We start from the raw sequence: 25,027 nt of genomic DNA on the forward strand, positions 1-25,027 counted from the left end.
GATCTGCGCGCGCCTGGTTTCAGGCGGCCGGGGGCCGCCGCGGATCCGTGGGCGTGCGGAGCCGCTCGACCAGCTCGCGCGCCGCCTCGACGAACCGCTGGTCCGACTCGCAGGCCCGGTGCCCCTGGATCGGCGGCGGGACGCTGTCGCCGGGCGGGGTCACCACGTCGGTGGGATCCCGGAGCCGGCGGTCCACCGTCGCGGCGGGGCGGTCGACGGTGACCTGCGCGGCCGGCCGGTGGGCGGAGAAGACCCAGCCGCCGATCGGGTCGGTGTCGCGCCACAGGTTCACCCACCGCCAGCCGACCCGGGCGCCGACCTCGTGCAGCACGTCGTCGTCGATGTAGGCCGGGAAGATCCGGCCGTAGACCCGGCGCAGGGGTGACGCGTGGGTGAGCAGGGCGACCCGGCTGCTGACCCGGGGCGGCAGTTGGAGCACCGTCGCGGCGGCCAGGACCGAACCGTAGCTGTGCCCGGTGAGCAGCACCGCGTTGCCGCGTCCGACCAGGTACGTGATCCGCCGGGTCAGCTCCGGCACGGCCCGCTCGGCGTAGCAGGGCGGCGCGAACGGATGGGCGGCCCGGGGCCAGAACGTGCCCAGGTCCCACAGCACGCCGACATGGCGCCGGAACTCGGCGGTCCGGTAGGCGAAGATCCCGCCGGCTACCAGGGCCAGGATGGCCGCGGCGGTCACCCAGCTGCCGAACGCGATGGCGAAGGTGACCAGGTCGCCGGGGACCCCCGCGTACCGTTCCAGGGCGTCGCCCGGCAACAGGTCGAGCAGGCCGATGGTGGTGGTGGCCGTGCCGATTCCGGCGAGGCAGGCGTAGACCACGGCCAGCGGGATCAGTTTCTCGGTGAACCGGGCCTGGGCTATCGCCTTCCGCACCTGGCGCAGGCGGGTCGCCGCCTCCGGTGGCGGGTCCGGGTAGTCGTGCGCGACGATCGCCGCGGCGGCGCGGCCCCGGCCGCGCCGGGAGACCAGCGCGACCAGGGCCGCGACCACCGCCGTGATCAGCACCGCCCGGAAGAAGCCGTAGATCGCCCAGCTGTACGCCCGCGGCGGGCCGCTGGCGATGCCCACCCCGGTCGGGGTGTCGCGGTCCAGGAAGTCCGCCACCCGGTAGACCAGTTCGGCGGAGTACGCCACCGCCAGGCTGATCGCCACGGCCACGATCACCAGCGACCCCAGCCCGAACAGCGGCATGGCGTCCGGCCGGCGGTCCCGGCCCCAGAGCAGTACGGCGCCCAGCGCGACCAGCAGGGCCGTCTGGGTGACGAACAGCCCGGTGAGGATCGGGTCGTATCCGGGCAGGCCGCCCCCCGCGGGCCAGGGCGCCGGGCTGGTCAGGACGTGCGCCGTCACCACGGCGGTGAGGACGAGTGCGGTCGTGCGCAGCGTGCGGGTGATCCGGTCCCGCCGCCGGTGCGTGGCGGCCCGGTCGATCAGCGCGGGCGTGCAGAGCAGCACCGTACACGCGGCCAGCACGGCCCCGGCGGCGACCGCCAGCGTGATGGTGCCGGCCGAGGCGCTGGCGGAGAGCCGGGCGGCGAGCAGGGTGAGGTCCAGCGTCGCGAACGCCGCCGCGACGTGGATGGCGCGCAGCCGACCCACCAGCGGCTCGGCGTCCCACTGGCCGACCGCGCTGAGCCGGTGCCGGGAGACCTGCGCCTCGGGAGCGCGGAACGCCTCGAACACCCGACCCGGGCGGGTGCTGGCCCGCCAGAGCAGGCCGATGGCGGCGGCCGGCACCAGCGCGGACACCGCCAGCCGCAACCCGGCCGGCCGCCCACCCAGCCAGGACAGCCACCCGCGCCCGGCCACGCAGGGCGCCGAGGCCAGGCACTTCCACGCGATCAGGTCCAGCGCGACGCCGGCGACGGCCAGCACGTACAGCGCGGTGAGGGAGAGCGCCAGCAGCCGGCACAGCGACCGGACCACCGGGTCGGAGCCGGGACGCGCCGGGCGCATCCAGATCGCCACGTTGACCAGCATGAACGGCAGCAGGAACACCAGCGACAGGGTGCGGGCCATGGTCCCCGCGGGCAGGTCACCCCAGCGGTACGCCTCCAGCGTCACCCGGCCGCCGTCGTCCGTGCCCGACGGCGTGCGGGCCCGGTAGAAGCCCCCGCTGCGGTCGCCCGCGACCTGCTCGATCCGCGGCAGGTCCAGCACCTGGCCGGCGCTCGCGCTGGCGGCCCCGTGCACCCGCAGCTCCACCACCTCGTCGGGCAGCCCCGGCCCGCCCCACCGCGCTGACGCATCCGACATCGGCCCCCCGAGCCGTCCTGGCGGTCCGGAACCGGGCGAACCCGGCCGGGGACCGCCCCGCACAGTCGCGGCGGTCTACCCCACCCGGCCGGGCCCAACCGTCGTCCAGCGGCCCGGCCCGCTCCGCCGGAGGCCGGGGGAGCGGGCCCGATGACCTCCGCCCGGCGGGTTACCGCAGGTGCGCCTCGATGGCCTCGATGACCCGCGGACGGAGTTCGGCCGCCCGGATGACCGCGTCGACCGAGCCGACCTCGACCGCTCGCTGGATGCTGTGCACCCGGTCGAACTCGGTGGCCACCTCGCCGAGCTTCTCGGCGCGGACCGACGCGCGCAGCTCGTCGAGTTCCGCGGTCAGCGCGGCCCGGTCCGCGCCGGCGGCGGCCGCGACGCGGGCCTCCAGGTCCCGCACCCGGGGGTCGGCAGCGGTACGGGCGTCGACGTCGCCGGAGAACACCACAGCGGCGGCGGGCGCGCCACCGAGCACCGACGCGAACGAGCCCTCCAGCGCCAGCACCGTCATGTTCGGGTTCAGCGCCTTCGAGAACACCACGAACGCGCCGCCGTGGTACCGCGAGATCACGCAGAACACGATGGGCCCGCGGAAGTTCACGATCGCCCGGCCGATCTCGGCGCCGTACTCCAGTTGCAGCTTGCGCATCGACTCGGGCGAGCCGTCGAAGCCCGACAGGTTGGCCAGCACCACCAGCGGCCGGTTGCCGCTGGCCGCGTTGATCGCCCGCGCGGCCTTCTTCGACGAGCGTGGGAAGAGCGTGCCGGCGGTGTAGGTGTCCGGGCCGTCGGTGGGCGGGAAGCCCCGCCGGGGCACCGAGCGCGACTCGATGCCGAGCAGGCACACCGGGATGCCGCCGAGGTGGACGTCCTGCACCACGGCGGTCTCCGCGTCGGCCATGCCGGCCCAGCGTTCCAGCACCGGGTGGTCCTGGTCGGCGAGCGCCCGCATCACGGTCCGGATGTCGAACGGCTTCTTGCGGTCCGGGTTGGCCGTGGCCGAGAAGATCTCGCCCACGGTGGTGAAGTCGCTGCCGGCCACCACGTGCGGGAAGTCGGAGATGTCCCGGTCGGTGGGGTCGGTGGTGGCCGCCCGCCGCGGCGCGTCCTCGCCCGGCGCGACGTACGTGTGGTCGTAGTGCGCCATCAGCACGTCCCGCGCGGCGGGCAGGCTCGGCGCCCAGTACTGCGCCTGCCCGTTGGGGCCCATCACCCGGTCGTAGCCGCCGATGCCGAAGTTGTCCTCGGCGGACACGCCACCGGAGAAGTCCAGCGACTGCTTGCCGGTGAGCACCATCGCCGAGTCCGGCGTCATCACCAGGACGCCCTTGGTGTGCATCAGCATCGTCGCCTCGGCGTTCCAGTACGGCTGCGCGCCGACGTTGATGCCCGCGACCACGATGTTGATCTCACCGCCGCCCTGGGTGAACTCGACGATCCGCTTGAGCGCCGCGGCCACCCAGTCCATGTTCTCGGTGCCCGAGGTCATCGAGATGCGGGCGCCGGCGGAGAGCGCGTACCACTCCAGCGGCACCCGCATCCGCTCAGCCAGGTCCAGCGCGGCGATCACCCGCCGGCACTCCGGCTCCGACAGCGCACCCAGCGACTTCGTCGGGTCGCCGAGCAGCACCACCCGGGTGACCCCCTCCGGGTGCCGTACGGTCGGCGTGGTCACCACGCCGGCGACGATCGCCGCGGTGTTGCGTCCCCTGGGCCGGTCGACCGGCACCAGCGCGTGGTCGTCGTCGAGGTCGTGCTCGACGAAGTCGCCGAGCAGGCCGGTCAGCTCGTACGGGTACACCGTGTTGCGGCTGGCCGCCCGCAGCACCTTCAGTCGGTAGTCGTCGAGCGGCTCGACCGGGTCGACCGGCGGCTCGCCGATGGTCAGCTTGGCGCCGCCGGTGGCGTCGAAGGAGATCCGTACCGCCATCTTGGTCAGCTCGCCGGTCGTCCGGTCGCGCTGGCGCGCGATGAACAGGATCTCCTCCAGGCGGGCACCGCCGGTCGTCGGGCGCACGCGCCCGGCGATCATCTCCATCTCCTCCCGGGTGAGCTCGCTCGGCGGCCAGACGTAGATCACGATCCGGTTGGTGTTGAACCGCGCCTTCGACGAGCGCCGCGCCTGGGCGCGGCGGATCGAGTCGAGGCAGGCGGCCACGGTGTCCTCGGTCGTCGGCAGCGCGACCAGCCGGCCGTCGTGATCGCGCAGCTCGGTCAGGTCGCGCACCTGAGCGAACGCGATCAGTCGCTCGTCCGACGGGTTCTGTCGCGCCACGCAGCGGAAGAGGTAGACCTCCTCGTCCGCCGACGGCAACCGGGTCAGGTCGAACTTGTGCAGCCGCTCCAGCTGCATCCGCTGCGCGATGTAGGGGTGCAGGCCGCGGATCAGCCGCTCCTCGGCCATCCCGGCGCCGGACGGGCGGAAGGTGAAGTGGTGGTGCATCACCGCTCCGGCCCGGCCCGCGACGGTGGTGGTGACCCGGCGGACCTGCGGCGGCAGCGGGTGGGCGTTGATGACCTCGAGCAGCGCAGCCACCGTCGCGTCGAAATCCTCCGGCTGGCTCTCCCAGGCGAGGTAGATGTCGGCGTCCACGGCGTCCTCGCCGCTGGCCAGCTCGGCCAGCCCGCGCAGGGCGCCGTCCAGCGCGTCGAAGCGGACCGCGGCGGAGACCACGCACGAGTCGGCGCGCTCGGCGACCACGAACGTGCAGCCGGCGACCCGACGGGTGCCGACGGCGGTCAGCCCCTTGTTGCCGTAGTAGCGCCGGGTCAGCACCTCCAGCATCACCGCGTTGTCGAGGTGGTCGCGCACGAGCCGCTGGCCGAGCAGCCGCACCAGCGGCTCGGTGCTGCGGACCATCTCGGCGACCCGCTCGGCCCGGTCCGGCGCGTCCGGGTGCGCGTCCAGGTGGCGCAGGTGCCGGCGCACCTCGGCGTAGACCCGGGCCCGGTTGCGGCGCAGCAGCGGCTGGGCGAACCAGGCGAACACCACGCCGCGGGCGAGGTCGGCGACCACGGGGAAGCGGACCTGCGTCGCGGCCACCAGCCGCTCCAGCGCGAGGCCCGCCGGTTCGCGCAACGACTCGTCCGGCGGTGACTCCCGCAGCCACGCGCGCAGCAGCGTCGCGACGACAGTGGCGTCGGCGGCGGCGCGCTGCTGGGCGAGGAAGATCCGGAACACGGCGGCTTCCAGCTCGGGGGAGCGCTCCAGCTCCGTGACGCCGTAGTGCCCGAGCGCCTTGGCGAGCTTGGCCTGGAACGAGGTGGGCAGTCCGGCCCGCTCGACGTCGAGGCTCTGCAGGTAGGTGTGGAAGTACTCGCGGGCGCTGTGCACGTGGGCCTCGCCGCCGCCGTCCTCGCCGGTGGGCCGGTTGCGGCTCAGCTCGGCGAGGTCGACGAAGACGGTGACCAGGTCGAGTTCCTCGGCCAGCGGCCGGTGGCCGTCCTCGATCATCGCCCGCCGCGCGGCGAGGTAGTCGTCGATCACCCGGCGGTCGTCGTGCGGGTCGACGTCGAAGCCGAGCAGCAGCCCGCGCAGGTCCTCCCGGCCGCGGGCGGCGCGCTGCCGCGCCGGCGCCCCGCCGTTCGCGGCGGGCAGGTCCAGCTCGACGGCCACGGCGGCCGGACCGTCCGCCACCTCCTCGGCCGCCTCGGCCAGCGGCTCCAGCCGCAGCAACGGCGCGCCGGCCGCCACCTGGCTGCCCACGGAGACGGCGCACTCCTTCAGCCGCGCCCGGAACGGCGCCCGCAGCACCGTCTCCATCTTCATGGCCTCCAGCACCAGTACCGGTGCGCCGGCCTCGACCTCCGCGCCCACCTGCAGCGGCGTGGCCACCACCAGCGCCGGCATGGGCGAGCGGACCACCCCGCCCTCGTCGCGGCTGATCCGGTGCGTCACGCCGTCCACCTCGACCAGGTGGATCGGCCCGTGCGTCCCGGTGAGCAGGCGGTACCGCGCGCCGTTGACGGCGATCTGCCCGGTGTGCCGGTCGAAGCGGTCCAGCTCGACGTCGGCGGTGCGCACCGCCGTGCCCACCTCGATGCCGACCCGGAACCGGTGCGCGCCGACCCGCGCCACCCGCATCCGGTAGCTGACGCCGCGCAGCTTGAGGTCCAGCGGTCGGCCACTGGCGTGCCGCACCTGCGGGCGCCCGCCGGCCGCCGTGGCGAGCAGCCGCTGCCGCTCGACGCGCTCCTCCTCCTCGTACGCCTCGATGGCGGCGGCCGCCAGCGCGACGGCGGAGTGCCGGTGCGCGACGAGCCGGCCCGCGCCACGGACCCGGTCGATCCAGCCGGTGTCCGCGCTCGCGTCGATGACCTCGGGCTGGTCCAGCAGGTCGAGCACGAAGCTCTTGTTGGTCGCGCCGCCCTCGATGACCACCGTGGTGTTCGCCATCGCCCGGCGCAGCCGGCCGAGCGCCTCGTCGCGGTTCCGCCCGTAGGCGATGATCTTCGCGATCATCGAGTCGAAGTCGGCGGGGATGGTGTCGCCCTCGCTGACGCCGGTGTCCACCCGGATGCCCGGCCCGGCGGGCAGGTCCAGCCGGGCGATCCGGCCGGGGGCGGGCGCGAAGTCGCGGTCCGGGTCCTCGGCGTTCAGCCGGGCCTCGATGGCGTGCCCGCGCTCCACCGGCGGCTCGCCGTCGAGCCGCCCGCCCGCGGCGACGTGCAGCTGCGCCTTGACCAGGTCGAACCCGGTGGTCGCCTCGGTGATCGGGTGCTCGACCTGGAGCCGGGTGTTGACCTCGAGGAACGCGAACAGCCGGTCGCCCGGGTGGTAGAGGAACTCGACGGTCGCCGCGCCCCGGTAGCCGACCGCGACGGCCAGCCGCTCGGCCGACGCCTTGAGCTCGGCCGCCTGCGCCGGGCTGAGCACCGGCGACGCCGACTCCTCGATGACCTTCTGGTTGCGCCGCTGCACCGAACAGTCGCGGACCCCGAGCGCCCACGCCGTGCCCTGGCCGTCGGCGATGACCTGCACCTCGACGTGCCGGGCGCCGGTGACCAGGCGCTCCAGGAACACGACGCCGCTGCCGAACGCCCGCGCCGCCTCCTGGCTGGTGCGCTCGTACGCGTCGGCGAGTTCGGCGGAGTTGGTGACCACGCGGATGCCGCGCCCGCCGCCGCCGGCGGTCGCCTTCAGCATCAGCGGGTAGCCGATCTCGTCGGCCGCCGCCAGCGCGGCGTCCAGGGTCTCGACCGCGCCGCGGCTCCACGGCGCGACCGGCACGCCGACCTCCTCGGCGATCAGCTTCGCGCCGATCTTGTCGCCGAGCTTGCGCATCGCCTCCGGGCTCGGCCCGACGAAGGTGACCCCGATCTTCTCGCACAGCTCCGCGAACGCCGGGTCCTCGGCGACGAAGCCCCAACCGACCCAGGCGGCGTCGGCCCCGGTCTCCACCAGCGCGCGTTCCAGCGCCGTCAGGTCCAGGTACGGACGGGCGGACGCGGGACCGAGGTCGTAGGCGACGTCCGCCTCGCGCACGAACGTGGCGGTGCGGTCGACGTCGGTGTACAGGGCGACGGTCTCGATCCGGACCCCGGTCTCCGCGGCCAGCTCCCGGACCGCGTGGATGAGCCGCATGGCGGCCTCACCACGGTTGACGATGGCGACACGGCTGAACACCCGACCGACCCCTCCGGTTGACCCACGATGTACGCGCCGCGAGATTCCGCCCCCCGGCATTGGTCACCTTTCCGCCTGCCGGCGGGCCGCGCCATGTCGTAACCACCGAACCCTGTGCGGCACCGTTTGTAGGAACCGAACAAAACTTTTTGGCGTCCACACTTCGGGCTCGGACTGGTGCTAAAGGCGGTGACGGAGCGGTCCCGAAAGGGTTGGAGTTCGTGCGGCCGGATCGGGCAGCATCGCGCGGGTGATGCTCCTCGTTCCCGCCGACCCGCTGCGGCCGCGCCGCCCCGACGAGCACTTCGCGCCGGAGGCGCGGGCGGCCCGGGAGGCGGGCCTGACCGTCGCGTTGGTCGACCACGACGCGCTGGCGCGCGGCGACGACCCGGATCGGGCGGTGGCGTCCGTACCCGCCGGCGGCCCGGCCGTCTACCGCGGCTGGATGCTGCGCGGCGAACGGTACGCCGAGCTGACCGAGGCGCTGGCCCGGCGTGGGGTGAGCGTCCGCACGACCGCCGAGCAGTACCGGCGCGCGCACGAGCTACCGGGCTGGTATCCGGCGCTGGCCGCTGTCACGCCCCGCTCGGCGTGGACCACCGGCGCGGAACTGGCCGACTTCGACCGGGCCCGGCGGGCGCTCGGCGCGGGCCCGGCGATCGTGCGCGACCACGTCAAGTCCATGAAGCACCACTGGCACGAGGCCACCTTCATCCCGGACCTCGGCGATCGGGACGCCGCGTGGGCGGTCGCCCGCCGGCTGCGGCAACTGCGGGCGGACGACTTCGTCGGCGGGTTCGTGCTGCGCGCGTTCGAGCCGCTCGGCTCGGCCGAGGTGCGGACCTGGTGGGTGCGGGGCCGGTGCGCCCTGGTCGGGCCGCACCCGGACACCCCGCACGACCACCCGGCGGGCGAGGTCGACCTCGGGTGGCTCGCGCCGCTGGTCGCCGGATTGCGGCTGCCGTTCGTCACGGTGGACCTGGCGCTGCGCGCCGACGGGGTGTGGCGGGTCGTCGAGGTCGGGGACGGGCAGGTCAGTGACCGGCCGGTCACGGTCGAGCCGACCGCGCTCCTCGCGGCCCTGACCGCGGAATCCCGCTGACCGGAGCCACCGCACCGGAACCCCTCGTCGCCCGCCGCCCGGACGCGCCGGAACTCCGGCAGCCGACGCGCGGCGCGGCGGCGGGTCGTGGCCGCCTGGTCCAGCAGCGGGTACCGGCCGTGCGGGAGGCCGCCGCCGGGGTGTCGGCACGGCGAATCGATTGACTTTCGATAGGAACCGAGTGATAGTCGATGCATGATCGAAGTGCGCGGGCTCACGAAGCGCTACGGGGACGTCCTGGCCGTCGACGACCTGAGCTTCGTCGTCGAGCCGGGAAAGGTCACCGGGTTCCTCGGGCCGAACGGGGCGGGGAAGTCCACGACGATGCGGATGGTGCTCGGCCTCGACCGGCCCACCGCCGGCCGGGCCCTGGTGAACGGCCGGGCGTTCGCCACCCTCGGCGAACCGCTCCGGGAGGTCGGTGCGCTGCTGGATCCCGGCGCCGTGCACCCCGGCCGCACCGGACGCAGCCACCTGCGGGTCGCCGCGCGAGCCAACGGCATCCCGGAACGCCGGGTGGCGGAGGTGATCGAGCAGGTCGGCCTCGGCGGCGCGGCCCGCCGCCGGATCAAGGGCTACTCGCTGGGCATGCGCCAGCGCCTCGGGATCGCCGCGGCACTCCTCGCCGACCCCCGGGTGCTGCTGTTCGACGAGCCGATGAACGGGCTGGACCTGGACGGCATCCGCTGGGTCCGCGGGCTGCTGCGCGAACTCGCCGACCAGCAGCGCACCGTGCTGGTCTCCAGCCACCTGCTCAGCGAGATGCAGCAGACCGCCGACCGCCTGATCGTCATCGGTCGGGGCCGGCTGATCGCCGACGCGACGACAGAGGACATCCTGCGGGGGCTGGGACACGTCGAGGTACGCGTCCTCAGCACGCAGGCGGACGCGCTGCTCGCCCGGCTCCGGGAACGCGGCCTCACCGTCCGGCGGGTCGACCCGGACGAGTTGCGGGTCGAGGGCGGCACCGCCGTGCAGGTCGGTGAGGTCGCCAACTCCTGCCACATCCCGCTGCACCACCTCTCCGAGGTCCAGCAGTCGCTGGAGCACGCGTACCTCGAACTGACCAGCAACCACGTCGAGTACCACGGCCGCCAGCCGACGGCGGCCCGGGTGAGCCCGGAGGGGGAGCGGTGACCGCTTCGTCGACCATTCCGGTCCAGCGCGGTGCGGCCGCCGAGCCCGCCACCGGACGCCTGTTCGCGCGTACCTGCGCCGCCGAGTGGACCCGGCTCTGGACGGTCAAGGCCACCTGGTGGTTCCTGGCCGCGGCCGCCGCGGCGATGGTGGGGATCGGCGCTGTCGCCGGCTTCGAGGCCGCCGCGAGCCCCGACCCGCCACAGGGGGAACCGGCCTGGGCCATCTCGGCGATCACCGCCATGCCGGCGCAGTTCGCCCTGCTCGCGCTCACCCTGACCGCTGTCACCTCCGAGTACGCCACCGGCGGGATCGTGCCGACCCTGCAGTGGACGCCACGCCGCGGCGTCCTCTTCCTCGCCCGGACCGTGGTCACGGCCGGCGCCGCCACGGTCGCCGGGGTGCTGCTCGGGCTCGCCTCCGCGCTGGCCGCCTTCGCCGCGGCCCGGCCGGGACTGCGCCTGCCGGTGGGCGAAGGCGTCGAGGTGCTGGCCACCGTCGCGTTCGTGCTCGCGGCCGGCACCGTCCTCGCCGTGGGGCTCGGCTTCCTGCTGCGCAACACGGCCGGCGCCCTGGTCGCGGTGTTCCTGCTGATGCTGGTGCTGCCGCTGCTGCTGCCGCAGTTCGGCTACCAGTGGATGTCCGCGCTGGCCGACGTCCTGCCCGGGACGGGGGCGGCGTTCCTCCTGCTCGGCGAGGTGCCGGGGATGACGACGGCGTCGTCGGTGCTCGTCCTGCTGGCCTGGGCCGCCGGCGCGCTGCTGCTCGGCGGGCTGCGCCTGATCCGCGACGACGCGAACCGATGAGCGTGGACGTGCTGGTGGTCGGGGCCGGGCTGGCCGGCCTGCATACCGCCACGCTGCTCGCCCGGGCCGGTCACCAGGTGCTGCTGGTCGAACGGCGGCCCACGCTCACCGGCGCGATCCGCACCACGGGGATCTTCGTCCGGCGTACGCTCGACGACTTCGCGCTGCCGCCCGGGTGCCTCGGGCCACCCATCCGGCGGGTGGTGCTCTACCCGCCGGGGCTGCGCCGGCAGGTCACCCTGGTCAGCGCGCGTGACGAGTACCGGGTGGGCGACATGGCCGCGCTGTACGTGGCGGCCGCCCGCACCGCTGCCGAGGCCGGCGTACGGATCGCGCTCGGCACCCGCTACGCCGGGCGGCGAGCCGGCTCCCACCTGCTGGCCGGGGATGACGGGCCGACCCGGGTCCGGGCCCGGTTCGTCGTCGGCGCCGACGGCGCCCGCTCCCGGGTCGCCCGGGAGCTCGCCCTGGACCGCAACCGCCACCTGCTGGTCGGCGCCGAGGAGGTGTTCCCGATCCCCGCCGGGGCGGAGCCACCGGCGTTCCACTGCGTGCTCGACCCGTCGCTCGCGCCCGGCTACCTGGCGTGGGTCGTCAACGACGGCCGGCACGCCCACGTCGGCGTGGCCGGCTACCCCGACCGCTTCCCCGACGGTCTCCGGGGGGCCCTGCAGCGGTTCCGGACGGTGGCGCCCGGACTGCCCGGCGTCGACCGCCCCGAGCAGGTCGAGCGGCGCGGCGGCCCGATCCCGGTCGGCGGCGTGCTGCGCCGGATCAGCTGCCCGGACGGGCTGCTCGTGGGGGACGCCGCGGGTGCCGTCTCGCCACTCACCGCCGGCGGTCTGGATCCGTGCCTGCGGCTGTCCGAACTCGCGGCCGCCGTCCTCGACGAGGCCCTGCGCACCGGCCGGCCGGACGTGTTGACCCGCTACGACGGGGCCGCGCTGCGGGCCCGCTTCCGTGGCCGGCTGATGCTGCGCCGAGGGCTTGCCCAGGTGCGGACGCCCGCCCTCGCGGCGGCGGCGTTCACGCTGCTGCGCACGCCCCCCGGGCGGGCCGCGGCCAGCCGCATCCTCTTCGGCGACGGGTCCTTTCCCGACCCCTGACTCCTCGGTGACGCCGACGGCCCCGGCGGTCGACCAGGCGACCGCCGGGCGGGGCGACTGCGTCGGTGCCTCAGTTCGCCTGGTCCAGGAAGGCGAGCGTGACAGCGGCGAAGAGCGGGGAGCGGAAGATGTCGTAGTGCGTCAGCCCGGGCAGGATGGCCAGGGCGTGGCCGCCCGCCGGCCGGCCCTCGCCCGCCCAGCCGCCGTCGCGCAGCCCGCCGTCGAGCAGGTTGAAGACCTCGACGTAGTGGCTCGGCGGCGCCATGTCGGCGTCGGCGGCGACCACCAGGGTCGGCACCCGCAGGCCGCGCACCTCCTCGGTGAGGTCGAAGTCCTTCGCCATCGCCTCGCCGATCTTGTCCAGCAGGCGGGGGAAGTCCTCGGGGCGCGGCGCGACCCGTTGGTAGAGCTCGTACATCGGGGTGTCCTTCATGAACTCGGCGGCCGCCCCGGTGACCTGGCCCTGCTGCTGGAGCATTTCCGGGTAGATGGCGTTGCGGCGGATGTTCGCCGACGCCGCGACCAGGCGGCCCACCTTCTCCGGGTGCCGGATCGCGACCTGGAGCGCCACGCCGCCGCCGAGCGAGTAGCCGACGACGTCCGGCTTCTCCAGCCCGAGGTGGTCGATCAGGGCGGCCACGTCGTCGGCCATCAGGGCCACGTCGATCGGCCGGTCGATGTCGGCGGTGCGGCCGTGCCCCTGGAGGTCGACGGCGATGACCTGGTGCTGCTCGGCCAGCGTGGGCAGGACGGGCCCGAACATCTCACCCGAGCCGAGGCCGCCGTGCAGCAGGATCATCGGGCGGCCCGTCCCGTGCGTCTCGTAGTACAGGTTGATGCCGTTGACGTCGGCGTACTGCCCGGCGGTGGTGGTCTCGGCGCTCCACTGGGTGGTGGTCATGACGTGCTCCTCGTCTGGTGTCGTGTGCTGACAACCGGTAGACCGGGCGGGGAGCACGGACTCATCGGCGCGGGGGCGACGAATTTTCCACCGGGCGGCTACGTTGTCGGAGTGGGTGATGTGGCGACGAGCGCACCGATCGAGTCGCACCTGGAGGCGTACCGGTCGGAGCTGACCGGCTACTGCTACCGGATGCTGGGCTCCGCCTTCGAGGCCGAGGATGCCGTGCAGGACACGTTCGTGCGGGCCTGGCGCGGTTTCGACCGCTTCGAGGGGCGGGCGGCCCTGCGCACCTGGCTGTACCGCATCGCGACGAACGTCTGCCTGAACATGCTCTCCAGCGCCCAGCGCCGGGTCCGGCCGATGGATCTCGGCCCCGCCGGGTCCGGCGACGCCACCCATCCCGGGGAGCCGCGCCCCGAGGAGATCTGGGTGGGCCCGGTGCCGGACAGTCGGGTCCTGCCGGAGGGCAGCGACCCGGCCGAGGTGGTCGCCGGGCGCGAGTCGGTCCGGTTGGCGTTCGTCGCGGCGTTGCAGCACCTGCCGCCGCGGCAGCGGGCCGTGCTGATCCTGCGCGAGGTGCTGGCCTGGTCGGCCCAGGAGGTGGCCACCCTGCTCGACACCTCGGTGGCGAGTGTCAACAGCGCCCTGCAACGGGCCCGGGCCACGCTCGCGGCCGCCGACGTCACCGCCGAGGTCTACCGGCCGATGGACGACGAGCAGCGGGCGCTGCTCGCCCGGTACGTGCGCGCCTTCGAGGCCTACGACCTGGAAGCCCTCACCACGCTGCTGCACGAGGACGCGACGCTGTCGATGCCGCCGCTGCCGCTGTGGCTGCGCGGCCACGCCGACATCCTCGCCTGGATGGCCGGCACCGGGTGCGGCTGCCGCGGGTCCCGCCTGGTGCCGGTGGTGGCCAACGGCATGCCGGCGTTCGGGCAGTACCGGCCCAGCCTCGACGGCGCGGGGCACGACCCCTGGGCGCTGATCGTGCTCGAGTTGTCAGCCGGCCGGATCGCCGCGGTCAACAACTTCCTCGACACCGCCCGCCTGTTCCCGCTGTTCGGCCTGCCCGACCGGCTCGAATAGCACGTCGCTCAGGCCGAGCAGGCCGGCGAGCTCGCGCAGGCCGGGGCCGGCGCCGCTGACCACGAGCCGCCAACCGTGCCGTCGCGCGGTCAGCCGCAGCCGGGCCAGCGCCTCGATCGCTACCAGGTCGGGGCCGGCCAGGCCCGTCACGTCGCAGACCACCACGCCACGCTCACGCCCGCGCAGCTCGTCGGCCAGGTCGGTGCAGAGGACGGGCAGGTCCGCGCGGGTCACCGTGGCACCGACGGCGAAGCGGATCGTGGAGGTGGTCATCCGGGTAGGACCGCCGGGCACCGGGAAAGTCATCGCTGCCGCGTCGATGAGTTCGGGACCAGCCCGGGGTCTGACGGGCATGACGATTCAGCAGACACTCCGCATCGACGGCCACGTCCTCCTCCCCGGCGACGAGGGCTACGACCACCATCGCAAGGCCCTCAATCCGGCGCTCGACCCGCGGCCGGCCGTCGTGGTGCGGGCCGCCGGCGCCGCCGACGTCCGCCGGGCGGTGCTGGCCGCCCGTACCCACGGCCTGCCGTTCGCCGTCCAGGCCACCGGTCACGGGACGCACGTGGCGCACGACGGCGCGCTGCTGCTCAACACCGGCGCGATGACCTCGGTCGTGGTCGACCCGGACCGCCGGGTCGCCCGCGTCGGTCCCGGGGCCCGGTGGCGCGACGTGCTGGCGGCGGCCGCGCCGTTCGGGCTCGCGCCGCTGTCGGGCTCCTCGCCCGACGTGGGGGTGACCGGCTACACCCTCGGCGGCGGCCTCGGCTGGCTGGCCCGCGCGCACGGCCTGGCGGCCGACAGCGTGCTGCGCGCCCAGGTCGTCACGGCCGACGGCACGCCGCGGACGGTCAGCGCCGACCGCGACCCGGACCTGTTCTGGGCGCTGTGTGGCGGTGGCGGCTCGTTCGGCGTGGTCACCGCGCTCGAGTTCCGCCTCTACCCGGTCACCCGGGTGTACGCCGGCGCGCTCACCTTCGGCCGGGACCGGGCCGCCGAGACGCTCGCCTACTACCGGCGGTGGATCGAGCGGGTGCCGGACGCGCTCAGCACCGCGGTGCTCCTCACCCGCGACGGCTCGCTGGTGGTGAAGGCCATGTACGCCGGTGACGCCGACCGGGGCCGGGCGCTGCTGGAACCGCTGCGCCGGGTGGCCGGGCCGGTCGTCGACGACGGCATGCGGGTGGTCGACTTCGCCCGGGCGGCGATGGGCGGCACCTTCGCGCGCACCTTCGACCAGGTCCGCGCGCTCGACGACGACCTCGTCGCCGCGCTCGTCGACGAGCCGGACACCACCGTCGAGATCCGCCACTGGGGCGGCCGCATCGCCGCCGGCTCCGGTGCCGCCGCCCACCGGGACGCGCCGTTGTCGGTGGTCCTCGACAGCGTGGCGTCGCCGCGGACCGCGGCGGCGCTGAGCCGCTGCGGGCTGGGCAGCGGCTTCCTCAACTTCCTCCACGACCCGGCCCGGCTGCCGTCGGCCTTCACCGCCGCGAACTGGGCGGCGCTGCGCCGGATCAAGGGCACCTACGACCCGGAGAACGTCTTCGCCGCCGGCCTCGCCGTCCCGCCCGCCGCACTGGTCGCCGCCTAGCCGCGCACCCCGTCCGGTACCGCTCGGCGTGGTCGGGACGCGACCGCCGGCCCGCCCTCAGAGCGCGAGGACGACGGTCATGGCGGCGTAGCTCACCAGCAGCAGGACCCCCTCGAAGCCGAGCCGGCCCCATCCGCAGGTCTGGCGGATGAGCAGCCCACCGAGCAGCGTGGCGGTCATGAAGAGACTGGTGGTCGTGGCGAGCAGTTCGGGATCGCCGGCGCTGTGGTAGATCGATCCCTGCCCGTAGGCCAGGTCGCCGGCGACCAGGGTGAGCACGTCCAGGATGTTGCCGCCGAGGACGGCGGCGATGGCGAGGGTCACCGCGCCCCGGCGGACGGCGGCGATGGCGGTGACCGTCTCCGGCAGCGCGTTGACGATGCCCATGAGCACCGCCCCGACGAACCCGGCGGTGAGGCCGGTGAGGTCGACGATGCTCTCGGCGGCCAGCGCCACCAGCCAGCCGCCGGCGGCGACCACCAGCCCGACCAGGGCGAAGCGGCTCCACAGCCAGCCCGGCGGACGGCGGTTGAGGGGACTCTCGTTGTGCGGGACGTCGGGTCGGGTCTCGGCGGTGGCGATCGCCTGCCACATCGGTTGCGCCCCGGCCCGGCGGATGAGGACCAGCCCGCCGACGTAGGTGGCGACGAGGACGACGGACATCGGGTCGACGCCGACGATGGTGGTCTCCGGCACGTAGCTGGCCAGCAGGGCGAGCGCGAGCAGCGCGATGAGCAGGCAACCCGAGAGCAGGTTCGACAGCGACGCCGCCGCGTGTTCGAGGTTGGCGCGCCGATGGAAGGCGTCGGCGACGGCCACCGCCGTGGTCTGCGCGGCGATGCCCCCGACGGCGTTGCCGTAGCCCAGGCTGGCCTCTCCGCTGGCGGCGGCGACGATGGTCATGATGATGCCGGACAGGCCGGTGACGAGGCCGAAGAACGCCACGCCGAACAGGGCCTCGCCCCAGCCGGTCCGGTCGGCCAGGGCGTCGCCGAGGCTGGCCAGGCGGATGCTGCCCGCGACGGTGACGACCCCGGCCAGGACGAACACGGCGGCACTCCAGGGCAGGGGCCAGGGCAGAGCGGTCACGTCCGGCACCGGCCGGTGGTTCCCCGAACCGCGCCGGTGATGCCCCCGTATCCCACCCGGGGTCGCCCGGCCGGCGCCGGCCGCCGCGACGCCGGCGCCCGGATCGGCCGTGGTGGCGTGGGTCCTCGGTCGACGCTACGTGGCTCCCCGGGGCAACAATAGTAAGGTTTGTGAACAGAAGGTGTTAGAGTCACTCCCGTCGATGGGTTACGGCCATCGGCCCGTCTCCCCGGAAGGAGTGGTCAGATGTCGAGACTGCGCGCACTGGTCGCGCTCGCGGCGCTAGCCGTCGCCGGCGGACTGGTGGCGATCATCCCGTCGACCGCCGCGTCGGCCGCCGCCTGTGCGACCCCCTGGCAGTCCTCGGCCGTCTACACGGGCGGCGCCCAGGTCTCCCACAGCGGTCGCAACTACCAGGCCAGGTGGTGGACCCAGAACGAGGCCCCGCCGGGCACCACCGGCGTCTGGCAGGATCTGGGCGCCTGCGGCGGCGGCAGCACGCCGCCGCCCACGGGAAGCTGCAGCCACCCGAACTGGGTGGCCGGCACCCGGTACGCCGCCGGCGCCATCGTGCGGTACACCAACGGCCTGTACTACATCGCCGAGCACGACAACCCGGGCTACGACCCCACCATCAGCACCTGGTACTGGAACCCCTACAGCTGTAGCGGCACGCCGCCCACCAGCAGCCCGCCGCCCACCAACCCCGGCGGCTTCGTGGTCACCGAGGCGCAGTTCAACCAGATGTTCCCGAGCCGCAACTCCTTCTACACGTACTCCGGGCTCGTCGCCGCGCTCAGCGCCTACCCGGCGTTCACGAAGACCGGCAGCGCCACCGTCCAGCGCCAGGAGGCCGCGGCGTTCCTGGCGAACGTGCACCACGAGACCGGCGGGCTCGTCCACATCGTGGAGCAGAACACCGCCAACTACCCGCACTACTGCGACAGCAGCCAGCCGTACGGCTGCCCGGCCGGGCAGGCCGCCTACTACGGGCGCGGGCCGATCCAGCTGAGCTGGAACTTTAACTACAACGCGGCCGGCAACGCCCTCGGGCTGCCCCTGCTGACCAACCCCTGGCTGGTGCAGAACGACGCCGCGGTGGCCTGGAAGACCGCCATCTGGTACTGGATGACCCAGAACGGGCCGGGCACCATGACCGCCCACCACGCGATGGTCAACGGCGCCGGGTTCGGCGAGACCATCCGGAGCATCAACGGCTCGATCGAGTGCAACGGCGGCAACCCCGCCCAGGTGCAGAGCCGGGTCACCCGGTACCAGCAGTTCGTCGGCATCCTCGGGGTGCCGGCCGGAGCCAACCTGTACTGCTGACCCCCGGACCGGGCCTCGTCACCCTCGCGCGTCGAGGGCGACGAGGCCCGGTGCGTGGGCGGCGCCGGTGGGGGCGGACGCCGCCGCGCGGTCGACGCCGCGGGCGAGCCGGCGGTGCTGGCTGGGGCTGATGCCGCGGACCCGCTTGAAGGCGGCGCTGAAGGCGAACTCGCTGGCGTAGCCGATCCGGCGGGCCACCGCGGCCAGCGTCATGCCGCCGTCGGCCAGCAGTTCCGCCGCCAGCGCCATCCGCCACGAGGTCAGGTAGGTCAGCGGCGGCTCGCCGACCAGCGCCGTGAACCGCTTGCCGAGCGCCGCGCGGGACACCGAGGTGTGCGCCGCCAGCGCTGCCGTCGTCCACGGCCGGGCCGGTGCCTCGTGCATCGCGCGCAGCGCCGGGCCGACGACCGGGTCGGCGAGCGCGCGGTACCAGGCGGGCGGCGCGGCGTCCGGACCGTCGAACCAGGCCCGCAGGGTGCACACCAGCAGCCAGTCGAGCAGCCGGTCCAGCACGACGGTCTGCCCGGCGCGGTCCTCGGCGATCTCCGCGCTGATCAGGCGCAGCAGGCTGTCGTCGCAGGTCGCCGGCACGACGAGCACCGGCGGCAGCGCGCCGAGCAGCCGGCGTCCGGTGTCCCGGTCGTTCCGGTACACGCCGACCGCCAGCGCGGTGGCGCCGTCGCCCGCGCAGATCTCGGGCCGGACCGCGGCGCACGCCGCCCGATCCAGGCAGCGGACGTCGATCGGTACGCCACGCGGGGTCGGGCCGTCGGCGAACAGGAACGGCTCCGGCCCGCGAACCACCGCGATGTCGCCGGTCCGCAGCTGCCGCGGTTCGCCGTCGGTGGGCACGATCCACCCCGAGCCGCGGGTCATCACGCACAGCGTCAGATCGGCTCCGTCGGCGAACCGGAGCGACCACGGGGCGGCCAACGACGTCTCGCCCAGTACCGCGCCGTCGCTGCGTACCCCGCGCAACAGGTCTCCCAGTACATCCACGGGTTTCACGGTAGCCGGACGGACATGCGCCGGAGCCGCTGACGTATGGTCCGCCCGGACGGCGCTCGGTTGACTGGACCCATGACCGCAGGAACGACCCTGGTATTGGGAAGCACCGGCAAGACCGGACGTCGGGTGGTGCGGGCGCTCAGGTCGCGCGGCGTCCCGACCCGCGCCGCGTCCCGCTCAGCGGAGACGCACTTCGACTGGAACGACCGCGCGACCTGGCCCGCCGTGCTGCGCGACGTGCGCGCGGCGTACCTGGTGGCGCCGGAGGAGCCCGACCTGGCCGCGGAGTTCGTCAAGACCGCGACGGCGGCCGGGGTCGAACGGTTCGTGGTCCTCTCCGGGCGCGGCGTGGACGTGTGGGCGCAGCGTGCGGGTGCCGACCAGAGCATGATCGCCGCGGAGCGGGCGGTGCGCGACTCCGGCGCCGAGTGGGCGATCATGCGGGCGAACAACTTCGCCCAGAACTTCAGCGAGGACCTCTACCACGCGCCGTTGCTGGCCGGGCGGTTGGCGCTGCCGACGGGCGGCGTTCCGGAGCCCTTCGTCGACGCCGACGACCTCGCGGAGGTCGCGGTCGCGCTGCTGACCGAGGACGGGCACGCCGGCCGGACGTACGAGCTGTCCGGCCCGCGCGCGCTCGGCTACGCCGAGGCGGTCGACATCATCGCGCGCGCCAGTGGCCGGCGGATGCGCTTCGTGGAACTGACACCGGAGCAGTACGAGGCGGAGCTGCGAGCCGACGGCGTCGAGGACCCGTGGGTCGGGCTGTACACCTCGCTGTTCGAGGTCACCCGGGAAGGGCTCCTGGCCGAGCCGGTGGACGGCGTCCGGCAGGTGCTGGACCGGGAGCCGACGGACTTCGAGTCCTACGTCGCCGCGGCGGTGGCGGCGGGGGCGTGGCGCTGAGCCGGCGCCCGTCGCCGACCGCCCGGGCGGTGCGGCGGAGGCCAGGGCTCCCCCGGGAGCCCTGGCCTCCGCACGCTCGGCTCAGCGGCCCTGGAGCGCCTTGACGTTGTCGCCGAACGTCCAGCCCTTCGACCCGTCCCAGTTCAGCGACCAGGTCATCAGCCCCTTCAGGCCGCCGCGGTAGGTGTTCCACGCCTGGGCGACGGTCGCCGGGGCCATGTGGCCGCCGCCGGCGCCGGGTTGCGCCGGCAGGCCGGGGACCTGCTTGTCGTACGGGACGCGGATGGTGGTGCCCTGGATGACCAGGCCGGCGTTGAGGCAGTCGGTCTGGACGGTGAACCCCTGCACGGTGCCGGCCGGGTAGGAGTCACCGGAGCAGCCGTACATGCTGCCGTTGTAGTACTGCATGTTCAGCCACCAGAGCCGCCCGTTGTCGGCGTACCGCTTGATGATCGGCAGGTACGCGCCCCAGATCGACCCGTAGGTGACGCTGCCGCCGGTGACGTACGCGGTCTCCGGCGCCATGGTGAGGCCGAAGGTCGGCGGCATCTGCGCCAGCACCCCGTCGATGATCCGGATCAGGTTCGCCTGCGACGCCGAGAGCTGGGCGATGTTCCCGCTGCCGGTGAGCCCGGTCTCGATGTCGATGTCGATGCCGTCGAAGTTGTAGCGCTTGAGGATCGGCACGATGGTCGCGACGAACCGGTCGGCGACGGCGGACGAGCTGAGATCGATCCCGGCGGTGGCGCCGCCGATCGACATCAGGATGGTCAGCCCGGCGGCCTTGGCCCGGCACATCTCGGCGGGGGTCGGCACCCGGACCGTGGCGTCCATGCCGTCCTCCCAGAGCACCGTGCCGTCGGCGCGGATCACCGGGAACGCCGCGTTGATCACGTTGTAGCCGTGCGCGGGGATGCGCGGGTCGGTGATCGGGATCCAGCCCAGCGGCGGGTGGACGCCGTTAGCGGCTCCGTCCCAGTTCTCCCAGTAGCCCTGGAGCACCTTGCCGGCCGGCTTCGGCTTGCCCGCGCAGGTCTCCGGGCCGGGTGGGGTGCTCGTCCCGGTGGGCGTGGGCGTCGGGGTGGGGGAGGGCGAGGACGTGCCGGTGGGCGTGGGCGACGGCGCGCCGTCGCAGGCGCCGAGATCGGTCCACAGCGAGGGGGTGGCGGCCGGGTTCCAGCCGGCGCCCGGTGGTGGGGTGTGGGTCACCAGCGCCTGGTACGACCGGCCCGCGTAGCTGACCCGGCTACCGGCGGGGTAGGTGGTGCCCTCCGCCCAGGCCGGCGCCGTGCAGGCGGCCAGCGTGTCGTGCTGGCCCGTCGTGGTCGCGGCGAAGCCGTCCACTCTCGGCAGTGCCGCGAGCGCGGCGACCAGTGCCACGCCGGCCAGTACGGCGGGCATCGTCCGTCGAAGTCCCATGACATTCCTCCTCGTCGATGAACCGGAGGCTATCAATTAACTTTGTTAAAAGTAAGAGGCGGCGTGCTCGGCGGGGTTTCACCCGCGTGCGGGTCGTTATCCTGACGCTCGTGCCGGCACGTCTGTCGCCCCGTCTGGCCGCGATCGTGGCCGCGCTGCCGATCCGGCCGGACTCCCGGGTCCTCGAGATCGGCTGCGGTCCGGGCGCGGCGGCCCGAGCGGTCGCCGCCCGCCTCGCCACCGGCCACATCCTGGCCGTCGACAGGTCCGCCAGCGCCGTCGCGCAGGCCCGGGCCGCGGCGGCGGCCGAGATCCGCTCGGGCCGGATGAGCGTCCGCCAGGTCGCGGCGGAGGACCTCGTGCTGGGCCGGGACGAGGAGCCGTACGACCTGGTGTTCGCCGTCCGGGTCGGCGCGCTCGACGGGCGGCACCCCGAGGCGGGCCGGCGGGCGTTGCGACGGATCGCGATGGCGACCACCGCGGACGCCCGGCTCTTCGTCGACGGCGGCGACCCGCTTCGCGCGCTGGAGATCCCGCGACCCTGAGCCGCCGGGGACGCGGGATGGGCCCGGCCGGCGCGGCGGTTAACCTGTGCCCATGCGGGTTGCGACATCCGGCGGCGACGTCCATGGCTGACGCGGACGACGTCCGCCGCCTGGCCCTCGCCCTGCCGCACGTGGTCGAGATCGACAGCGAGGGTTTCGACTTCCGGGTGGCCGACAAGGGCTTCGTCTGGTCCTATCCGGAGCGCCGGCCGGGCCGGCCGCGGGTCATCCGGACCGACATCGCGGTGCTGTACGTCGGCGACGAGGCGGAGAAGCAGGCCCTCCTGCTCGGCGAGCCGGAGCTGTTCTTCACCACGCCCGCCTACGACGGGTTGCCGCTGGTCATGGTGCGGCTCGCCGAGGTGAGCGTGGCACGCCTGCACGAACTCGTCACCGACGCGTGGCGGATGCGCGCACCGGACGCGCTCCGCGCCGACCTCGACGACCACGCCGACCCGTCCAGCCCGACCCCGGCCTGAACGCCCCCGGCCCGAGCGGTCCCGGCCCGAGCGACCTGGGTCCGAGCGGCCCCGGCCCGAGCGGCCCCGGCCCGAGCGGTCCCGGCAGGTCGCCGGGGCGACTCCGCCGGACGCCACCGGCCCGCCGGGCGGTGCGGCGGCGGGCCGGTGGGGGATCGCCGGGTGGACCGGGTGCGGCTACCGCGTCCCGAGCCCCAGGCCGATCGTCTTGGTCAGCGTGGCGTTGTCGTCGTCGCCGTCCAGCGACCAGACCATCGCTCCGCCCAGCCCGGCCCGCCGGATGTACAGCGTCTTCTGCAGCACCACCGCCGGATCGTCGTACGTCCAGAAGGTCGTACCGTCGAACAGCCAGGCGTGCCCGGCGCGCAGGTCGCGGTGGACGGTGTAGCCCTTGCCGGGCAGGGTCTTGAGCTGCTTGTAGTCCTCGAACCCGGGGGCGTGGGTGGCCGGCGCGGGCCCGGCGGCGGGCTGGAACAGGCCGTTGCCCCCGCCGGTGACGCCGGTCCAGCCCTGGCCGTAGTACGGGATGCCGAGGACCAGCTTGCCGCGCGGGGCGCCGCGGGCGATCCAGCCGTCGATCGCCACCTCCACGGAGAAGTCCGGGTTGTCCGGCGCACCCGCCGGCACCCGCAGCGCCGACTGCTGGTTGGTCACCCGCTCCCAGGTGCCGTGGAAGTCGTAGCCCTGCACGGTGGCGAAGTCCAGGTACCGGAAGATCTTGCGGCCCTCGAATCCGGCGTCCATGGCGGCCGGGTTGGCCGGCAGGAAGGCGGTCAGCGGGTAGTGCTTGCGGGTCTGCCGGCCGTACGCGTCGAGCTGCCGGCGGAACTCGGCGAGCAGCTTGGTGAAGTTCTCCCGGTCCTCCGGGCGGACCACGTTGCCCGGCTCGCCCGGCCAGTTCGGCCACTCCCAGTCCAGGTCGATGCCGTCGAACACCCCGGCGGCGGATCCGGGGCCGCCGCTGCCGCCGTCGAGGATCGGCAGGTTGCCCTTGAGGTAGAGGTCGATGCAGGAGGCGACGAACGCCTTGCGGGAGGCGTCGGTGCGGGCGGCGTTCGAGAAGTACGTCGACCAGCTCCAGCCGCCCAGTGAGATCATCACCTTCAGGTCGGGGTGCCGGGCCTTCAGCTTGGCCAACTGGCCGAAGTTGCCGTTGAGCGGTTCGCCCCAGGCGTCGGCGACGCCGTCGACGCTCTCCTCCGCCGGGACCGGACGCTGGTAGTCGGCCCAGGCGTCGCCCTCGCCCGGCCCGCCGTCCACATAGCAGCGACCGTCCTCGCTGACGTTGCCGAAGGCGTAGTTGACGTGGGTGAGCCGGCTGGCCGCCCCGGAGGTGTCGAGCTTCTTGACCGGGAAGGCCCGGCCGTAGATGCCCCACTGGGTGAAGTAGCCGACCCGGTGGTACCCGGGGCGCTTCCCGCCGTCACCCGCGCTCGCCGCGGTCGGCGGGGCGGCGGCGACCAGCACGGTCGCCAGGGCGGCGAGGGCGGTGAGACGGCGGTGGCGGAATGGTCGCATCGGCACTCCCGGGAGGGACGCGGCTGAATTAGTTAAGACACCTTTCTGATCGATGAAGCTAAGCGGATCGTCGCCGGCGGTCAAGAGCCCTGAGGTCGCCCGCGGCCGGCCGCACGGGGGATTGTGAGCGTGTTACCGGGCGGTGACCATGTCGTGTCATGGACTCGGCCCTGACCCTGATCGGACTGCCCATCGCCCTCGGCATCATCATGCTCGGCCTGGGTCTCGGGCTGACCGTCGACGACTTCCGGCGGGTGGCCCACCACCCGAAGGCGGCCGTCATCGCGCTGGTGTGCCAGGTGCTGCTGCTGCCGGCGCTCTGCTTCGCGCTGGTGCTCGCCTTCGACCTGGCCCCGGAACTGGCCGTCGGGATGATGCTGCTGGCCGCCTCCCCCGGCGGCACCACCGCCAACCTCTACAGTCACCTGTTCGGCGGGCACGTGGCCCTGAACATCACCCTGACCGCCGTCAACTCGGTGCTCGCCGTGTTCACCCTGCCGATCGTGGTCAACCTCGCCGCCGGGCACTTCCTGGCCGACGGGCGGAGCATCGGCCTCCAGTTCGACAAGGTGCTCCAGGTCTTCGCCATCGTGCTCGTCCCGGTCGCGATCGGCATGCTGGTCCGGGCCCGGGCGCCGCGGGTCGCGGAGCGGCTGGACCGTCCGGTCCGGATCCTGTCCGTCGTCGTGCTGGTCGCGGTGATCGCCGGCGCGGTGCTCGGCGAACGGGACAACATCGCCGACTACTTCTTCTCGGTCGGCCTGGCCGTGCTCGCGTTCAACCTGCTGAGCCTCGCGATCGGATACGGCGTGCCGCGGCTGGCCGGGGTCGACCGGCGGGCCGCGACGGCGGCCGGCTTCGAGATCGGCATCCACAACAGCACCCTGGCCATCACGATCGCGCTCAGCCCGGCGCTGCTGGACAGCACGCAGATGGCGATCCCGGGGGCCGTCTACGGCATCGTCATGTTCTTCACCGCGGCGGGCTTCGGCTACCTGGTGACCCGCGGCCGGTCCGTCGCCCCGTCGACCGAATCCGCCACCGCCTGAGGCGCCGGCGGGCGCCTCGTTCCGGCCCGGCGGCGGCTTA

The 25,027-nt window shown here is 74.1% G+C and carries 19 protein-coding genes; 11 read left to right on the top strand and 8 right to left on the bottom strand.

Annotated elements, in window-relative coordinates; genetic code table 11:
- Window positions 1-19 precede the first annotated feature (19 nt).
- Together SM577_RS25390 and SM577_RS25395 are read right to left on the bottom strand one after the other, a co-directional pair.
- Window positions 20-2,272 (bottom strand): hypothetical protein, encoded by a 2,253-nt coding sequence (locus SM577_RS25390; protein WP_474588150.1) that lies wholly within the window; start codon window positions 2,270-2,272, stop codon window positions 20-22.
- A 169-nt stretch (window positions 2,273-2,441) separates the two neighbouring features.
- Entirely contained in the window at window positions 2,442-7,907 is a 5,466-nt protein-coding gene (locus SM577_RS25395) for an ATP-binding protein (RefSeq protein WP_474588151.1), read from the bottom strand.
- A 253-nt stretch (window positions 7,908-8,160) separates the two neighbouring features.
- On the opposite strand from SM577_RS25395, the gene SM577_RS25400 reads away from it, so the two are divergent.
- From SM577_RS25400 to SM577_RS25415, 4 genes are all read left to right on the top strand, one after another.
- Entirely contained in the window at window positions 8,161-9,009 is an 849-nt protein-coding gene (locus tag SM577_RS25400; RefSeq protein ID WP_474588191.1) for an ATP-grasp domain-containing protein, read from the top strand.
- Window positions 9,010-9,204: 195 nt separating this feature from the next.
- Window positions 9,205-10,146: an ABC transporter ATP-binding protein gene (locus SM577_RS25405; RefSeq protein ID WP_302917280.1), complete on the top strand. Its 942-nt coding sequence runs from the start codon at window positions 9,205-9,207 to the stop codon at window positions 10,144-10,146.
- A complete protein-coding gene (locus SM577_RS25410) occupies window positions 10,143-10,952 on the top strand; it encodes a hypothetical protein (RefSeq protein ID WP_474588152.1) in 810 nt (269 codons plus the stop codon). Before SM577_RS25405 ends, SM577_RS25410 begins: the two co-directional genes overlap by 4 nt.
- On the top strand, window positions 10,949-12,058 hold the full coding sequence (locus SM577_RS25415) for an NAD(P)/FAD-dependent oxidoreductase (protein ID WP_474588153.1): 1,110 nt from the start codon (window positions 10,949-10,951) through the stop codon (window positions 12,056-12,058). The genes SM577_RS25410 and SM577_RS25415 overlap by 4 nt, the downstream gene beginning before the upstream one ends.
- A gap of 70 nt (window positions 12,059-12,128) precedes the next feature.
- Here SM577_RS25415 and SM577_RS25420 read toward each other — a convergent pair whose 3' ends face one another.
- Window positions 12,129-12,959 (bottom strand): alpha/beta fold hydrolase, encoded by an 831-nt coding sequence (locus SM577_RS25420; RefSeq protein ID WP_302917277.1) that lies wholly within the window; start codon window positions 12,957-12,959, stop codon window positions 12,129-12,131.
- A 111-nt stretch (window positions 12,960-13,070) separates the two neighbouring features.
- Here SM577_RS25420 and SM577_RS25425 point away from each other — a divergent pair, with 111 nt between their 5' ends.
- On the top strand, window positions 13,071-14,048 hold the full coding sequence (locus SM577_RS25425) for a sigma-70 family RNA polymerase sigma factor (protein ID WP_474581717.1): 978 nt from the start codon (window positions 13,071-13,073) through the stop codon (window positions 14,046-14,048).
- Here SM577_RS25425 and SM577_RS25430 read toward each other — a convergent pair.
- Window positions 13,962-14,321, bottom strand: coding sequence for an STAS domain-containing protein (locus tag SM577_RS25430; RefSeq protein ID WP_474581718.1), 360 nt, complete (start codon window positions 14,319-14,321; stop codon window positions 13,962-13,964). The genes SM577_RS25425 and SM577_RS25430 overlap by 87 nt on opposite strands.
- Before the next feature lie 79 nt (window positions 14,322-14,400).
- On the opposite strand from SM577_RS25430, the gene SM577_RS25435 reads away from it, so the two are divergent.
- A complete protein-coding gene (locus SM577_RS25435) occupies window positions 14,401-15,645 on the top strand; it encodes an FAD-binding oxidoreductase (protein WP_302917274.1) in 1,245 nt (414 codons plus the stop codon).
- Between the two features lie 57 nt (window positions 15,646-15,702).
- On the opposite strand, the gene SM577_RS25440 is transcribed toward SM577_RS25435, so the two are convergent.
- Window positions 15,703-16,743, bottom strand: coding sequence for a sodium:calcium antiporter (locus tag SM577_RS25440; RefSeq protein ID WP_302917273.1), 1,041 nt, complete (start codon window positions 16,741-16,743; stop codon window positions 15,703-15,705).
- A gap of 237 nt (window positions 16,744-16,980) precedes the next feature.
- Between SM577_RS25440 and SM577_RS25445 the strand changes: the two genes are divergently transcribed.
- The gene (locus SM577_RS25445) at window positions 16,981-18,063 is read left to right on the top strand and encodes a glycoside hydrolase family 19 protein (RefSeq protein WP_474588154.1); all 1,083 of its coding nucleotides are present in this window, start codon (window positions 16,981-16,983) and stop codon (window positions 18,061-18,063) included.
- Between the two features lie 18 nt (window positions 18,064-18,081).
- On the opposite strand, the gene SM577_RS25450 is transcribed toward SM577_RS25445, so the two are convergent.
- Window positions 18,082-19,062, bottom strand: coding sequence for an AraC family transcriptional regulator (locus SM577_RS25450; protein ID WP_474588155.1), 981 nt, complete (start codon window positions 19,060-19,062; stop codon window positions 18,082-18,084).
- An 81-nt stretch (window positions 19,063-19,143) separates the two neighbouring features.
- Between SM577_RS25450 and SM577_RS25455 the strand changes: the two genes are divergently transcribed.
- A complete protein-coding gene (locus tag SM577_RS25455; protein ID WP_302917269.1) occupies window positions 19,144-19,977 on the top strand; it encodes an NmrA family NAD(P)-binding protein in 834 nt (277 codons plus the stop codon).
- An 81-nt stretch (window positions 19,978-20,058) separates the two neighbouring features.
- On the opposite strand, the gene SM577_RS25460 is transcribed toward SM577_RS25455, so the two are convergent.
- Entirely contained in the window at window positions 20,059-21,396 is a 1,338-nt protein-coding gene (locus SM577_RS25460; RefSeq protein WP_302917268.1) for a carbohydrate-binding protein, read from the bottom strand.
- Between the two features lie 110 nt (window positions 21,397-21,506).
- Between SM577_RS25460 and SM577_RS25465 the strand changes: the two genes are divergently transcribed.
- Both SM577_RS25465 and SM577_RS25470 read left to right on the top strand, forming a co-directional pair.
- Entirely contained in the window at window positions 21,507-21,941 is a 435-nt protein-coding gene (locus SM577_RS25465; RefSeq protein WP_474588156.1) for a methyltransferase domain-containing protein, read from the top strand.
- Between the two features lie 83 nt (window positions 21,942-22,024).
- Window positions 22,025-22,420: an MmcQ/YjbR family DNA-binding protein gene (locus SM577_RS25470; RefSeq protein WP_302917266.1), complete on the top strand. Its 396-nt coding sequence runs from the start codon at window positions 22,025-22,027 to the stop codon at window positions 22,418-22,420.
- Between the two features lie 177 nt (window positions 22,421-22,597).
- Here SM577_RS25470 and SM577_RS25475 read toward each other — a convergent pair whose 3' ends face one another.
- Entirely contained in the window at window positions 22,598-23,938 is a 1,341-nt protein-coding gene (locus SM577_RS25475) for a glycoside hydrolase family 18 protein (protein ID WP_302917265.1), read from the bottom strand.
- A gap of 158 nt (window positions 23,939-24,096) precedes the next feature.
- Between SM577_RS25475 and SM577_RS25480 the strand changes: the two genes are divergently transcribed.
- The gene (locus SM577_RS25480) at window positions 24,097-24,987 is read left to right on the top strand and encodes a bile acid:sodium symporter family protein (RefSeq protein WP_474588157.1); all 891 of its coding nucleotides are present in this window, start codon (window positions 24,097-24,099) and stop codon (window positions 24,985-24,987) included.
- Window positions 24,988-25,027: the final 40 nt, after the last annotated feature.

The organism is Micromonospora desertarenae, assembly GCF_056150265.1.

Excerpts from the sequence above, each read along its gene's own strand:
- SM577_RS25390 (WP_474588150.1), bottom strand. The coding sequence starts at position 2,272 with ATGTCGGATGCGTCAGCGCGGTGGGGCGGGCCGGGGCTGCCCGACGAG.
- SM577_RS25430 (WP_474581718.1), bottom strand. The coding sequence starts at position 14,321 with ATGACCACCTCCACGATCCGCTTCGCCGTCGGTGCCACGGTGACCCGC.
- SM577_RS25455 (WP_302917269.1), top strand. The coding sequence starts at position 19,144 with ATGACCGCAGGAACGACCCTGGTATTGGGAAGCACCGGCAAGACCGGA.
- SM577_RS25405 (WP_302917280.1), top strand. The coding sequence starts at position 9,205 with ATGATCGAAGTGCGCGGGCTCACGAAGCGCTACGGGGACGTCCTGGCC.
- SM577_RS25435 (WP_302917274.1), top strand. The coding sequence starts at position 14,401 with ATGACGATTCAGCAGACACTCCGCATCGACGGCCACGTCCTCCTCCCC.
- SM577_RS25475 (WP_302917265.1), bottom strand. The coding sequence starts at position 23,938 with ATGCGACCATTCCGCCACCGCCGTCTCACCGCCCTCGCCGCCCTGGCG.
- SM577_RS25470 (WP_302917266.1), top strand. The coding sequence starts at position 22,025 with ATGGCTGACGCGGACGACGTCCGCCGCCTGGCCCTCGCCCTGCCGCAC.
- SM577_RS25420 (WP_302917277.1), bottom strand. The coding sequence starts at position 12,959 with ATGACCACCACCCAGTGGAGCGCCGAGACCACCACCGCCGGGCAGTAC.
- SM577_RS25415 (WP_474588153.1), top strand. The coding sequence starts at position 10,949 with ATGAGCGTGGACGTGCTGGTGGTCGGGGCCGGGCTGGCCGGCCTGCAT.
- SM577_RS25460 (WP_302917268.1), bottom strand. The coding sequence starts at position 21,396 with ATGGGACTTCGACGGACGATGCCCGCCGTACTGGCCGGCGTGGCACTG.
- SM577_RS25480 (WP_474588157.1), top strand. The coding sequence starts at position 24,097 with ATGGACTCGGCCCTGACCCTGATCGGACTGCCCATCGCCCTCGGCATC.
- SM577_RS25400 (WP_474588191.1), top strand. The coding sequence starts at position 8,161 with ATGCTCCTCGTTCCCGCCGACCCGCTGCGGCCGCGCCGCCCCGACGAG.
- SM577_RS25445 (WP_474588154.1), top strand. The coding sequence starts at position 16,981 with ATGTCGAGACTGCGCGCACTGGTCGCGCTCGCGGCGCTAGCCGTCGCC.